The organism is Zhongshania sp., from assembly GCF_041623545.1.
Classification (GTDB): domain Bacteria; phylum Pseudomonadota; class Gammaproteobacteria; order Pseudomonadales; family Spongiibacteraceae; genus Spongiibacter.
On sequence record NZ_JBFJWS010000061.1, the window covers coordinates 1 to 14,022 of the forward strand.

At 51.5% G+C, this 14,022-nt stretch carries 11 protein-coding genes; 7 read left to right on the forward strand and 4 right to left on the reverse strand.

The genetic code is table 11. The annotated features are described in order from the left end of the window. Positions 1–193 precede the first annotated feature (193 nt). A complete protein-coding gene (locus ABYT30_RS08305) occupies positions 194–385 on the reverse strand; it encodes a hypothetical protein (protein ID WP_373095969.1) in 192 nt (63 codons plus the stop codon). Positions 386–1,003: 618 nt separating this feature from the next. Between ABYT30_RS08305 and ABYT30_RS08310 the strand changes: the two genes are divergently transcribed. The 6 genes from ABYT30_RS08310 to ABYT30_RS08335 all read left to right on the forward strand — a co-directional run bounded on the left by ABYT30_RS08310 (position 1,004) and on the right by ABYT30_RS08335 (position 9,777). Continuing rightward, positions 1,004–4,564 carry an amidase family protein gene (locus tag ABYT30_RS08310; RefSeq protein WP_373095971.1) on the forward strand — a complete coding sequence of 1,187 codons (3,561 nt, stop codon included), beginning with the start codon at positions 1,004–1,006 and terminating at the stop codon, positions 4,562–4,564. A 284-nt stretch (positions 4,565–4,848) separates the two neighbouring features. After that, complete coding sequence (locus ABYT30_RS08315; RefSeq protein WP_373095973.1) at positions 4,849–5,295, forward strand: 2,4'-dihydroxyacetophenone dioxygenase family protein; 447 nt, start codon at positions 4,849–4,851, stop codon at positions 5,293–5,295. Position 5,296: 1 nt separating this feature from the next. Next, complete coding sequence (locus ABYT30_RS08320; protein ID WP_373095975.1) at positions 5,297–6,493, forward strand: cytochrome P450; 1,197 nt, start codon at positions 5,297–5,299, stop codon at positions 6,491–6,493. Between the two features lie 184 nt (positions 6,494–6,677). Then, positions 6,678–7,817: a zinc-binding dehydrogenase gene (locus ABYT30_RS08325; RefSeq protein ID WP_373095977.1), complete on the forward strand. Its 1,140-nt coding sequence runs from the start codon at positions 6,678–6,680 to the stop codon at positions 7,815–7,817. A gap of 223 nt (positions 7,818–8,040) precedes the next feature. After that, positions 8,041–9,348, forward strand: coding sequence for a spinster family MFS transporter (locus tag ABYT30_RS08330; protein WP_373095978.1), 1,308 nt, complete (start codon positions 8,041–8,043; stop codon positions 9,346–9,348). 192 nt (positions 9,349–9,540) lie between these two features. After that, positions 9,541–9,777 carry a hypothetical protein gene (locus ABYT30_RS08335; protein ID WP_373081011.1) on the forward strand — a complete coding sequence of 79 codons (237 nt, stop codon included), beginning with the start codon at positions 9,541–9,543 and terminating at the stop codon, positions 9,775–9,777. A 99-nt stretch (positions 9,778–9,876) separates the two neighbouring features. Here ABYT30_RS08335 and ABYT30_RS08340 read toward each other — a convergent pair whose 3' ends face one another. From ABYT30_RS08340 to gap, 3 genes are all read right to left on the reverse strand, one after another. Then, entirely contained in the window at positions 9,877–10,254 is a 378-nt protein-coding gene (locus ABYT30_RS08340) for a carboxymuconolactone decarboxylase family protein (RefSeq protein ID WP_373081012.1), read from the reverse strand. Positions 10,255–10,646: 392 nt separating this feature from the next. Beyond that, the gene (gene pyk, locus ABYT30_RS08345) at positions 10,647–12,095 is read right to left on the reverse strand and encodes a pyruvate kinase (protein ID WP_373095980.1); all 1,449 of its coding nucleotides are present in this window, start codon (positions 12,093–12,095) and stop codon (positions 10,647–10,649) included. Continuing rightward, a complete protein-coding gene (gene gap / locus ABYT30_RS08350) occupies positions 12,092–13,135 on the reverse strand; it encodes a type I glyceraldehyde-3-phosphate dehydrogenase (protein WP_373081016.1) in 1,044 nt (347 codons plus the stop codon). Before gap ends, pyk begins: the two co-directional genes overlap by 4 nt. A 224-nt stretch (positions 13,136–13,359) precedes the next feature. Between gap and ABYT30_RS08355 the strand changes: the two genes are divergently transcribed. Then, the coding region (locus tag ABYT30_RS08355; RefSeq protein ID WP_373095982.1) for an SIS domain-containing protein at positions 13,360–14,022 on the forward strand (663 nt) is incomplete at its 3' end.

Genomic DNA, 14,022 nt, shown 5'->3' on the forward strand with positions numbered 1-14,022 from the left:
CATTAGCGTGTTTTCAATTTTTGAATAATGACCCCGCTCACAAGCTCAAATATAAATAAAACCAGGCCATTTACCGATAGCAAGTGCGATTGCTCAGCAATCATTCGGTTCTCACCTTGCCAACAGCCCCATTAACTATGCAAACAAAACTCAAATTGCGGGCTCTAGCCTGAGGTTTACGTTTTATCTCAGTTCACTGCTTTGCGCGAGCAGCAATGTCAGAAAAAAATTGATAGCCGGCGGTGGTCACATCAGGGCCAGCAGGGTCGGTATAGTTTCCTTCTGGGTGACCGTAGGGGTAATTGTGCGCCATACCGTATAGATACCACGCTTCCACAATGACATCGCCCTCTCCGGTCTGATCGCGATAACGGCGGCATCCCAAGAAGTCGTTGCCCAAATCACAGCATACTTTGCGCCGACGGCGGTGGATTCTCAAGTTCAGAAACTTTCGAGACCGACGGCATTTGGCTGCCCACGGACAAATGCACCCCAGAACACGTTATTGCCAACTGGGAAGCAATAAACAACACAAATGGACAGCAGGCACTCGAAACAGGCATTGAGCAGTCAGAAAAGTTTCTTGCCAAAACCCAAGCCCTCAATCATTGAGTCAGTTCTGAGGGTGTACAAACTTTCCAGCCTGCCGAGTTTCGCGAACCTATTCGTTCTATCAAATAACAATCAATACGCGCAAGCACGAGGAAACAATAGGGCCGATATTATTTTCTACTGCAATGACACACTGCATAAAGGCAAGCAAGGCGGCGCACTAGCGTGGATTTACAAATATTCAGGCTAATAAATGGCCGCCTTTACAATTCCCACACCCTTCACGTATTTTCCTTATACCGCTAAATCCAACGGATTATTTATTCCAAGCAGCAATATTCGTCTCACGCCAAAGCCTGTGGCACAGAAACTGCAAGACTAGTACTTCTTGAAATTGCTGTTAGCTATTGCTGAATTTCGACACCGTATCTAGCTGTAACGGAGTATATAAATGCGACATATATTAATTGTTAGTGGTTTGAGTGTTTTCTTAGCCGCCTGTGGAGGTGGCAGCAGTGGTGCGAGTTCCAGCCCTAACAGCCCAGATGGGGGCAATGATTTTGGCCCAGCCACCGCTGGGAAATTCATAGATTCCCCAGTTAAGGGCATTTTTTATTCAACCGCCCCAAATACGACCACAATTTCTGAATTGCCACAAACAGATGCGACGGGTAACTTTGACTACCTTGAGGGACAAACGGTCTCATTCTACTTAGGGTCGCTTAAAATTGGCTCCGGGCTCGGCAAGTCGATAGTGACACTGGATGACCTATTGAGCTCAGGCAACGCCAAGACCAATGTTGCGCGCTTACTTCTGACTTTAGATGAAGACCAAAATCCGGATAACGGCATCAGCCTGTCGCAACTGGTCATCGACAAGGCATTGGCGCTGGATGTCTCACTCAGCGATTTTGATGTAGACCCCACTGTATTTGATTCATCCGAAGCGAGCCTATTCGCACAGGATGCGAATGATGACGACCGCGTATTAGTATCAGCGTTAGATGCTGGAGACCATCTTGAGAAAACCCGAAAAGATCTCGCTGACGGCACATTCGATTTTGACGGCGGCGCCGACACCGACAGTGACGGCGTAAACGACGCCGTGGACGCCTGCCCAGAAACCGCCTTTGGCCTAGCGGTTGACGCAGATGGTTGCGCGCTGGACGAAGCAGAGCAAGATAGCGACCAAGACGGCATTAAAAATGGCCAGGACAACTGCCCTGCCGTCGCCAACCCAGATCAGCTTGATACCGACAGCGACGCCCGTGGCGACGTCTGTGACCTCGACGACGACAATGACGGCGTCCTCGACAGCGAGGAAGTCGAGAACGGTTCAGACCCCTTACTAGTGGATTCCGACGCAGATGGCGTTGCCGACGGTGACGACGCGTTTCCTAGCGATGATTCAGAAAGCCTAGACACCGACGGTGATGGTATAGGGAACAATGCCGACGAAGACGACGACAATGACGGCTTAAGTGATGCCGATGAACAATCCCTAGGGACCGACCCGCTGCGCCCAGATACTGATAGCGACGGAGTCTCCGACAGCGAGGATGCCTATCCCAAGGACGCCACTGAATCTGTGGATACCGATTCCGATGGCATTGGCAACAATGCAGATGATGACGACGACAATGACGGCCTAAGTGACGCCGATGAGCAATCCCGTGGCACCGACCCACTCCGCGCAGATTCGGATAGCGACGGCGTGTCCGACAGTCAGGACGCCTTTCCCACTGACCCCACCGAATCAGCTGATACTGACGCCGACGGCGTTGGTGACAATAGCGACGCGTTTCCGACGGACCCAGCTGAAACCAAAGATACCGACAATGATGGTGTTGGCGACAACGCTGACGCCTTCCCCGAAGATGATTCAGAGTCGCTTGATACTGACGGCGACGGCACTGGCAATAATGCCGACGCAGACGATGACAACGATGGCCTAAGTGACGCAGACGAACAGGCACAAGGCACAGATCCGCTGCTGGCCGACTCGGATAGCGACGGTGTGTCAGACAGCCAAGATGCCTTCCCCAATGACGCCTCAGAAACTGCCGACACCGACGGTGATGGCGTGGGCGACAATGCTGATGCCTTTCCTGAAGATGCGTCTGAAACCAGCGATTCAGACGGCGACGGCGTGGGCGACAACAGTGACGCCTTCCCTAACGACAGCACTGAGACGGCCGACGCCGATGGCGATGGCATTGGTGACAATGCAGATATCGACGACGACAACGACGGAGTTCGCGACGACCTATTTCAACTCGTTGAAGCAACAATGGCAGATGTCCACGCCGCCTTGGCGGGCGAACTGGTCGATGAAAATGGCGAAGCGTTAAATTGTGTTGCCATTACCCAGCAATACATCGATCGCATTTTAGCCTACAACGACAATCCTCAGCCGAACGGCGGCCTGCCTATTTTTGGTGTGTTAGCGATAATGCCCAACGCAATCGCCCAAGCACAGGCCTTAGATGCACTGTATGCCAGCGATGGCGGCATTGGCGACCGCTATCTGCACTGCATGCCAGTGCTGCTAAAGGATAATTACGACACCTTTGATTACCCATCGACGCAGGGGTCCTATTCAATGCTAGGCCACCAAGCTGGGGTTGACGCTAACTCCGTGCAAGGCCTGCGTGAGGCGGGCGCATTAATCTTAGGCAAAGCAAACCAAGATGAATTCGCTTACTTCACCACCGGTTTTTCTGCCCGGGCAATTCAGGTAAGCAACCCCTACAATACCTCGGAGAGCCCAGCGGGTTCCTCCTCGGGCACTGGCGCCTCCTTAGCCGCAAACTTTGCCTTGGGTGGTACGGGCTCGGATACCTGTCAGTCGATTCGCCACCCGTCTTCTGTCGGCGGCCTAGTCGGGATTCGGCCAAGCTTGGGCGTTGTCTCTCAGCACGGTATTTTCCCACTGGCCCACAGTCGCGATACCGGCGGACCAATGACTCGGTCGGTAACCGACTCCGCGCTGATGCTGACGGCCATGGGCAAGTATGACCCAAGAGACCCGAAAGCCGCGGCATTTCCGGCCGAAGACCGCCCAGAGACTTACGCACAGTTCTTAGACCGTGATTTACATGGTCTAGCAGGCCGCAATATTGGTGTGGTGCGCAACCTCGGCGGTAATACCGGTGCCACGGGCACCGGCCGCCAGGGCGAACTGATTGCTGAGGCCGTCGCCAAAATGGAAGCGTTAGGTGCCAACGTTTACAACATCTACCTCCCAAACTACAGATCACTTAGCGCGGGCTCCAGCCATTACGATATGAACGAGTATTTTGCCGTATTTGAGTCGGAAGGTGGCACCAGTGCACGTCGCTGCGTAAGCAGTACGGCGGTTGCCCTCGACGGCGAAGAATCTGCCCATGATCGCGACGACGAATGCTACGGACTGGAAGGGATTGTGGAATCAGGCCGCGTCGGCCCCAGAACTGCCGCACTGATCGCGCTAACCGCAGTCGGTGATCCCAACCAAGCGGCTACCGCCGCCCAGCTACAGGCTATAGTCGACATGCGCGCCTATGTCACCGGTGAAATGGACCTTATTAAAGATATTAACGGCGACCCTGTTATTGGCCCCGACGGTGGCACAGTCAGCGTTGACGCACTTATTTTCTCACCCGGCCCCACGGGCGGTAGAACCTGCGATTTTGGGTCAACCACACAAATGGGCTCCATTGTTGTGCCGGTCGGCTTTGATGAATCAGTGGGTGTTCCCCGCGGCATGGAGATCTTTGTGCGGCAGTTCGACGAGGGAACCGGCATTGGTATTGCCTACGACTACGAGCAGGCGACCAAACACCGTCAACCACCCAATATTGTCCCTGCGGTAACAAGTGAAATCGGTACCATTAGCGAGTTTAATGCCCGCGTGCATGCCGCTATCGCTGCTTACGCGGAACAACCGCCAGAGGACTTAGCGCCGGAGGCCTACCAAGCAGCACTTGAGGAATTGCTCGGCCCTCAGCAAACAGCCACTGAACAACCCTAAGCCGTTTCGCGCCATATAAGGCGCGACATCCACAAAGGCCGGAGAATTCTCCGGCCTTTTTTCGTTTGAACACACCGGCCTGACCCTTCGCCTAAAATATACACAGCATCGTGGCACCTTTGCCTGTGCGGCACCCCAGATACATCCTAGCGCTAGGCCACCGCTGCCAGCCAGCCTCCTCCAAACGGAGGTGTTATTCGCCTTAGCATCTCGTCATACTCGAACCCATTCTAAATACAACAATCAATAAGAACTCGACAGAGACCAATACACTAGGAGAAGACATGTCTATTACCGAAGCCATTCACATCGGCGCAGACGAGCTGCCATTCGTTGACATTGGCGATGGCAGCCTACTGAGAGTGCTACAGGTCAAGCGCGGCGAAGGCCTGTGGATTATCGAAAATATTTTCAAGGCCGGCTACGAAGTCGACACCCATAAACACACCGGCCCGGTTTGGGGCTACACGACCTCTGGCGCGTGGAAGTATAAAGAGTACGACTACGTTAACCGTGCTGGCTCCTTTCTTTATGAACCAGCGGGATCGATGCACACCCTGCAATGTATCGAAGACAATACTCGGGTGTGGTTTCAGATGTATGGCGCAAACCTAAATTTGGATGCCGACGGCAATATCACTTATGCCGTAGATGGGCAGATGACCCTCGATTTTTACCTCGCCATGTGTGAGACCCAAGGCCTGCCAACGCCTAAGGTATTGGTGGAATAAGATGAATATTGATGTATACAGCCCCGACAGCTATCTCAATGGCATTCCCCACCAGCAGTTTCAGTGGCTGCGCGAAAATGCACCGGTGTATCGCCACCCACATCCTGACGGCAGCAGCTACTGGGTAGTTAGCCGGCATGCCGACGTTATGGCGGTGTCACGAGACTTCAAGACTTTCTCTGCCGAACAGGGTTTTGTGTTAATTGACGACCTGCCAGACAGCACCCTAGAGATGGCCCGCAACCAGTTACTGGGTATGGACCCACCGCGTCACGCAAAGCCCCGCCGCGCCGTAATTACGCGCTTTACATCGAGCCGACTCAAGGCACTTGAGCCACAAATACGCGCCATAGCCCAAGAGATTATGCGCGCTGCCCAAAGCCGCGACACGGTGGATTTTGTCGACGATTTGGCTGGGGACCTGCCCACCGCGGTCATCTGCGAACTCATGGAGATCCCCCGGGACATGTGGCCGCAGATCCGCCGCTGGTCAGATATGCAGACCTCATCCTCTGACCCAGACTTAGGCGGCACCGAGGAAGAAGTCCTACAGGCCAGTATCGAAATGGGAACCTACGGCTTTGAACTGGCCTGCGAGCGTAAAGGCAAGGACGGCGACGACCTAATTTCTCTGCTGATTAATCAGCAAGTCGACGGCGAGCTGATCTCCGAAGCGGAGTTCGCTAGCTTATTCGTGCAAATTGCGGTCGCGGGCAATGAAACCACTCGCGGCTTGATCAGCTCGGGCATGTACCAACTCCTGCAACAGCCCGAACTGTATCGCACGCTCGAAGCCCAGCCAGAGAAACTGCCTGGCGCGGTAGAGGAAATGCTGCGCTGGACCTGCCCACTGCACTACTTCCGCCGCACTGCCACCTGCGACACCGAAATTGCCGGCACGGCGATTAAAGCGGGCGATAAAGTGGTGATGCTCTATAGCTCAGCGAACTTTGACGAAGCGGTTTTTGACCAGCCAATGCAGTTCAACATCGAGCGGGAACACAACCCCCACATGGCCTTCGGCCACGGTATCCATCTCTGTCTTGGAGCAAACTTAGCGCGAATGGAGGCCAGAATCTTCTTCGAGGAGTTTTTCAAGCATTTCGCCAGCATCGAACTCGTAGAGACGCCCCGCTTTATTCGCTCCAACTCGATCCACGCCTTTAAGACGATGCCCGCCCAGCTGCAGCCCCGCTAAAGTAGACTGGCATCTAGATCTTAGCCGCTGCACCAAGCTCAGACCGCCCCACTAGGACGGCTGAGCAAGGGCATGACCTTCCTCGCGCGAAAATGGCACACCTATAGAAGTAATCACTGCTAACACGCTATAGTTAGCAAGAAAATGACACGCCGAACCCAAACGCCGCAAAGGAAAAGAAGCTATGAACACGGAAACGCCAACCTCAGGTCTACAGTTACGGTCACTTGTCACTGACGATGGCCACCTCAAGCTACTTCTGCAGTCGACACCGATTAAGGAGCCCGGCGAAAATGAGGTGGTGGTGCGCATTGAAGCAACACCAATTAACCCCTCTGACCAAGCTACTCTTATCATGCCCGCTGACGTGACAAGCGGCGAAACAACGGGAACCGGCGCCGACACGGTGTATACCGCAAAATTACGTAAAGGTATCGAAAGCCGCGTAAAGCCCAGAATTGGCAAGCCCCTGCCCATCGGTAACGAAGGCGCCGGCACCGTTGTAAAAGCAGGCAGCAGCGAAGCCGCACAGGCATTACTTGGGAAAACGGTCGCCGTTTTAGATGGCGCCCTGTATTGCCAGTACCGAACCGTCAATGTCATGCAGTGTATGGCGCTAAACGAAGGCACGACCGCGCGCGAAGCGGCGTCTTGCTTTGTAAACCCACTTACCTCACTGGGCTTCGTCGAAACCATGCGAATGGAAGGCCACAAAGCTATTATTCATACTGCCGCCGCCTCGAATTTAGGCCAAATGCTCAACCGCATTTGCCTAGATGACGGCATCGACCTGATCAACATTGTGCGCAAGAAAGAACAGGTCGAGCTATTAAAATCGCAAGGTGCGAAGTATATCTGCAATTCCAGTGATGACAGTTTTATGAGCGATCTCACTGCAGCCATTGAAGAAACTGGGGCGTACATCGCCTTTGATGCCACCGGCGGCGGCGACCTAGGCAGCCGCATTTTAAGCTGCATGGAACAAGCCGCATTAAAAGGTGTTGAGCTACCCGGCCCTTATGGCTCCACTACATTTAAGCAGCTCTATATCTACGGCGGCTTAGATATGTCACCTACCATTGTTAGCAGAAATTTTGGCTTTAGCTGGGGCATTAACGCTTGGCTACTCACCCCCTTTATGCAAAAAGTCGGCATGGAGAAAACAATGGAACTGCGCAAGCGTGTCGCCAATGAATTACGAACTACTTTTGCCAGCCACTACAGTGACGAGATTTCCCTCACCGACGCATTAGACAAAGATATCGTTGCCGAATATAGCCAGCAAGCAACCGGGAAAAAATTCCTAATCAATCCATCAAAATAAAGTAGGCTAGGAGCGGGTGAACGACGCACTCGCTAAAAACATGCCTTACAAATAAGACGAGATCCCTAGTAGAGTTTAAACCAAACCTAGGGATCTCTGCTTGCTGTTGAATTTCCGAGAATTCTTGCCAGACCGAGTACAGCCAGACCTTATCCGCATTAAAACTGCGACAAGGGCGCACTCGATAGCTTCGCATAACAATAAATAGCCGGAAACAATAGATATGAATACTGACCACAAAGCCACTGACAACGCTAAGTTGTCAGCATCAAAACCATCTAGTGCGTCTTACTACGCCCTAGGCGTACTAACAATTGTTTATAGTTTTAATTTTATTGATCGGCAATTACTTGCCATTCTTCAGGAGTCAATTAAAGTCGATTTAGACTTAACAGACTCTCATTTGGGCTTGCTAACGGGATTCGCTTTTGCCGCATTTTATGTCACTGCAGGCATTCCAATTGCTCGTTTAGCCGATCGTTCAAACCGGCGCAATATTGTCGCGCTGGCGGTATTTATCTGGAGTTTCATGACCAGCATTAGCGGCCTTGCGCAAAACTTCGTGCAACTCTTGATTGCTCGAATTGGCGTTGGTATCGGCGAAGCTGGGGGAAGCCCACCGTCACATTCCATAATTTCTGATATTTTTCCGCCGCAAAAACGGGCGACGGCAATGGGGCTTTACTCTTCTGGCGTCAGTATTGGTATTCTCTTCGGCTTTTTACTCGGTGGCTGGCTAAACGAATTTTTCGGCTGGCGGGTGGCGTTTGTCGTGGTTGGATTGCCCGGTATCTTTCTTGCCATCATTGTTAGATTTACTCTGTCAGAACCCAAGCGAGGCCAATCAGAAGCAAGAACAGCAAGCGCTACCCAGCCATCACTTACTGAAGTACTTTCAGTACTCTGGAATCGCCCTTCGTTTCGCTACCTCTCCATGGGCGCAGCTCTAAACGCCTTTGTTGGCTATGCTACCGCGAACTGGACTGCATCGTTTATGATTCGCAGCCACGGCATGAGTACCGGCGAACTAGGCACATGGCTTGCCGTTATACTCGGCTTGGGTGGCGCAATCGGGATGATTTCTTGCGGATATATTTCCGATCAGCTCGGTAGAAACGACAAGCGCTGGTATATGTGGACACCAATGATTGCCTTACTAATTGGCATTCCCTTCGCCGCCGCCGCATTTACCGTTGACGGAAAATATATGGCGCTAATCTGCTTTATCATTCCCGGGATTATTATGAACAGCTATCTCGGCAATGTTATCGCCATGACTCACGGCTTAGTTGGTTTGAGCATGCGAGCAACAGCATCCGCCGTGCTCTTTTTTATTATTAACTTTATTGGCCTGGGTTTAGGTCCGTGGAGCGTCGGCATTCTCAGTGATTTACTCACGCCAAGCCTGGGAACATCCGCTTTAGGCATGGCACTACTGTGCATAGTACCGCCAATCATGGTTTTAGCTGCGCTATGCTTCTATGCAGCATCTCGAAAACTAAGGGCCGATTTAACCTTGGCACCCGATTGACTTATGCTATTAAGGCGCTGATATAATCCGGCCCATCGACGGATATTTATTGCGCCAGATAGCCAATACCGCAGCAAAAGACAGTCAGACGCAAAACATCAGCGTAAGATAACGAAAGCTTCCGTCTATTGTCTGAACAGCAATAGACGACCGCTGACCTCACGTGCGATCGCAAAAGAGAGAACGTCCATCATGAATCAGAACGACACGAACACAACTCCCGAGAACAAACCTCTCAGCGCCTTTGAAACGTTCAAGCAGGGCCTGTCCTTGCTATTTGCGCTCCAAAATAAATCCGGCCGCAAAAAACTAATGGATCTCGCCGAAACCAAGCCCATGCCAATCATTTTTGCTGGCGTATCCGCCATGATCATGTTTTTCTTGATCTGCTTTATTACATCGCAACTGGCTATCAAGCTTATTAATTGAGTTTAGCCAATTAATTTGGGCCTAAATTTTAACACCTAGCCACACAGCAAAGACGGTCAAACTCACAAACAAATGACCGCCTTTAATCAGCCGACACAATTACTTCTCGTAACTCTCAACGACTTCCTTGGCCACACGCATGGCCGACAAGGCCGCTGGATAGCCGCAATAGGCCGCCGCGTGCATGATAATTTCGCGGATTTCTTCTGGGCTAACGCCATTATTCAGCGCACCGCGCACATGACCTTTAAGCTCACCATGTGCTTGCAGCGCAATCAGCATGGACACCGTGACAATACTACGGGTTTTGCGATCTAGACCATCACGCGTCCAAACCCCACCCCAGGCGTGCTCCATCGCCGCCTCCTGCAGCGGCATATCAAATGCTGTGGCATTACCCAATGAGGTGTCAACATGGGCACTACCCATTACTTCGCGACGAATTACTTCACCGACTTTTTGATCATCAATACTCATAAGCGCTCACTAATACATTTAAGGTTAAAATAGCATCAATCTATAATTGCAGAAATGCACCCAAGGGTATTTGCTGCGACAAACATGGCTAAACCTGCTCAGCTATACTCCCCTTGCCAGCTGCTTAGCATGTTCCGCCAAAAAAACGCATTTTATCATAAAAATTTTAAATGAGGCCCGCAGAACTACGAGAATGCCTTGCCGCTAGAAAAGTATGTCAATATCGCCAGCAGTGGATTCTCTCAATATAAGCCAAATATTTTGATTACAAAGGCATTAATTATTTGGCTAGATCGCCACCTAAAAAGCGAATATGAAAAATAAAAAAATCGCGCCATAGGCGCGATATAAAAATGTGAGACAACAGACCTGACAGACAGCACTGGACCTCCCTAGCCCAAGCGGTCACCCACATTGACAATCTTAATGGTATTGGTACCACCGTGAACATTGTTGTAATCCCCTTTTGAGAGGATCACCCAATCACCCTTAGTAACTAAACCGCGACGCAACAGTTCAGAAACCACGCTCTCGTTTATTTTATCTGCAGGAACATCGGCAACTTGGTAGCTTATGGGTATCACGTTGCGATACAAGGCCACCCGACTTTCAGTTTTTGCGCTAGGCGTAAACGCAAATACCGGAATATCGGAAAAAATGCGCGTCATTAATAATGGCGTATTGCCAGTTTCCGTTAAGCTAATGATCGCGGTAACGCCCTGCATATGATTGGCGATATACATCGCGCCCATCGCAACCGATTCGTCGGCCGCGACAAAATTTTCATGCAAGCGGTGCGACGACACCCGCGAGTCCGGATGTTTTTCAGCGCCAAGAATAACTCGATCCATCGCCGTAACTGCCTCAACCGGAAAGCGTCCCGCCGCGGTTTCACCAGAGAGCATCACCGCGTCGCTACCATCCAGAACCGCATTAGCCACATCGAATACTTCGGCGCGAGTCGGCAACGGGCTGTCAATCATACTCTCCATCATTTGTGTTGCGGTGATCACTACTTTCTGTAATGCGCGGCTGCGCTTGATCAAATACTTCTGCACACCGATTAAGGCTGCATCTCCAATTTCGACCCCTAGGTCACCACGGGCAACCATCACCACATCTGAGGCGCGAATAATATCGTCTAACAACTCGAGGTCGGCAACGGCTTCAGCGCGCTCAATTTTACTGACAATGCCCGCTTTGCCACCCGCATCAATAAGCGCCTTGCGGGCGCGATGCAAGTCATCGGGACTGCGCACAAAGGACACCGCGAGATAGTCCACATCGATTTCAGCCGCAAGGAGAATATCGGCAAAATCCTTTTCCGTCAGTGCGCTAGCAGCAAGGCCACCGCCCTCTAAATTAATGCCTTTGTTATTTGACAAGCAACCACCCACGATGACCCGCGTTATAATCTTCGAGCAGAGTTTTTGCTCAACTTCTAGCACGAGGCGACCGTCATCTAGAAGTAGGCGATCGCCGATAGCAACCTCGTCAGGCAGACTAGTGTAATCAAGGCCTACCCCGTCAATACTGCCACCCTCACTCGCCAGATTCGCATCCAAAACAAAGACCTGTCCGTTCTCTAGCTCTACTGGTCCGGCGGCAAAACGCGAGATACGCACTTTAGGTCCCTGCAAATCACCAAGTACGGCAACACTGCGACGATGTTGCTTTGCCAGCGCCCGAACCGCTTCGGCGCGACGGCGGTGGTCAGCTGGGCAGCCGTGGGAAAAATTAAGCCTAAGCACATTGGCACCAGCGAGTATTAATTTTTCAAGCACGCCTTCGCCATCGGTAGCTGGTCCCAGAGTGGCAACAATCTTGGTACGGCGGATCATGCAGCGTGACTTCCTTTGCCGTTTACGATGGGTTTAGCCACAGCCATTAACGCGAGGCAGTTATCCAACATTCGATTAGAGAAACCCCATTCATTGTCATACCACGCCATGACTTTCACCAATCGGCCATTTACGCGGGTTTGCAATGAATCAAATATTGACGAAGCGGGTTGGTGGTTAAAATCTATCGATACCAGAGGCTCATCGTTGTACATCAAAATACCCGACATCGGGCCGTCGGCCGCCGCCTTGATAAGGCCATTGACCTCTTCAATTGAAGTATCGCGGCTCGCCAGAAAATTAAAATCAACCAGCGACACATTAATCGTTGGCACTCGCACCGCCATGCCGTCCAACTTACCGGCCAGTTCCGGAAGGACTAAACCAACCGCCTGTGCAGCGCCTGTTTTAGACGGGATCATTGACTGGCCTGCCGCGCGCGCCCGATAAAGATCTGCGTGATATACATCATGCAACTTCTGGTCATTGGTAAAGGCGTGAATAGTGGTCATGGAGCCCAGTTCAATACCTAGACCATCGTTAAGTACCTTGGCAACAGGTGCGAGGCAATTTGTTGTGCATGACGCATTAGAGATCACCTCGCTGTGCGCATTCAGCACTTGTTGGTTTACACCGAAAACCACGGTCGCGTCCACGCCGCTGGCAGGTGCCGATACAATAACCTTGCGAGCGCCAGCGAGAATATGTGCAGCGGCTTTGTCCCGAGAGGTAAAGAGGCCGGTACATTCAAAAACCACATCAATTTCGAGATCGTCCCACGGCAATTTGGCGGGATCCCGCTCAGCAAAGGTAAGTATTCGATCACCGTTTACAATTAAGCCACCTTCGACACTCTCCACCTTGCCGCTGAAACGGCCGTGCACAGAATCATAGCGTGTCAAATGGGCGTTTGTGGCATTGTCAGCAAGGTCATTAATAGCGACCAATTCAATAGACTCTCGGTAAGCAGACTCATAGAGTGCGCGAAGGATATTTCTACCTATGCGGCCATAACCATTGATTGCAGCGCGGATCTTCATAGCCAATACCTTTATCTATCGTGTAAATGTTATTTAATTACAAGATAACACCACATAAAGACAATTAAAACCATTTTAATGTAATAAAATTACAGTGCATGTAATATAGATACCCTTAAGCTCCGGATAAGATCACCAGCTTGTTGAAAACATTAGAATTTCAGGTAATGCTGCGCTCCTTGGCCTATTTATCTGCTCTGCCCACTGAAATCGGAATATAAACAATGAACATTCTGCATCTAATTAAAGTTCAGCGTGATCAGCTCAGCAAAGCGGAGGCCAAGGTCGCCGATGAGATTTTAGCGGCCCCGGACGAGGCGATGAATATGGCAACCGCAGAACTTGCTAGCCGCGCGGGCGTGAGCGATCCAATGATCTCGCGCTTTTGTCGCAGCGTCGGCTGCAATAGCTTTCCTGAACTTAAAGTACAGCTTGCGAAAGCACTTGCGCACCGCGCCAGTTTCATTAGTGAAGCGGTATCAAAAGGCGACACTGCCCATACCGTTATCGAAAAACGCATTAATGCCAACCAAGCCGCGCTGGAATATTTACGCAGCCACCTAGACGCCCGATCCATTGATGAGGCCGTTAAGGCCATGAGCGGTGCACGGCAAATCATTATTGCCGGCATGGGCGGCGCTGCCGCTATCGCCAAAGACGCGCAACATAAATTATTTCGTCTAGGTATTCCCACCGTAGCCTACGATGACCACTTGATGATGCGAATGGCTGCCGCTGGCGCCTCCTCGCAAGACTGCTTTTTGATGTTTTCGGTGACGGGCCGCACTGGCGCTATGATCGAAATTGCCGAATTAGCGAAGCAAAGCAAAGTGACCCTAATCACCATAACCAACCCGGAATCACCCTTGGCGGAACTGGCTGACATC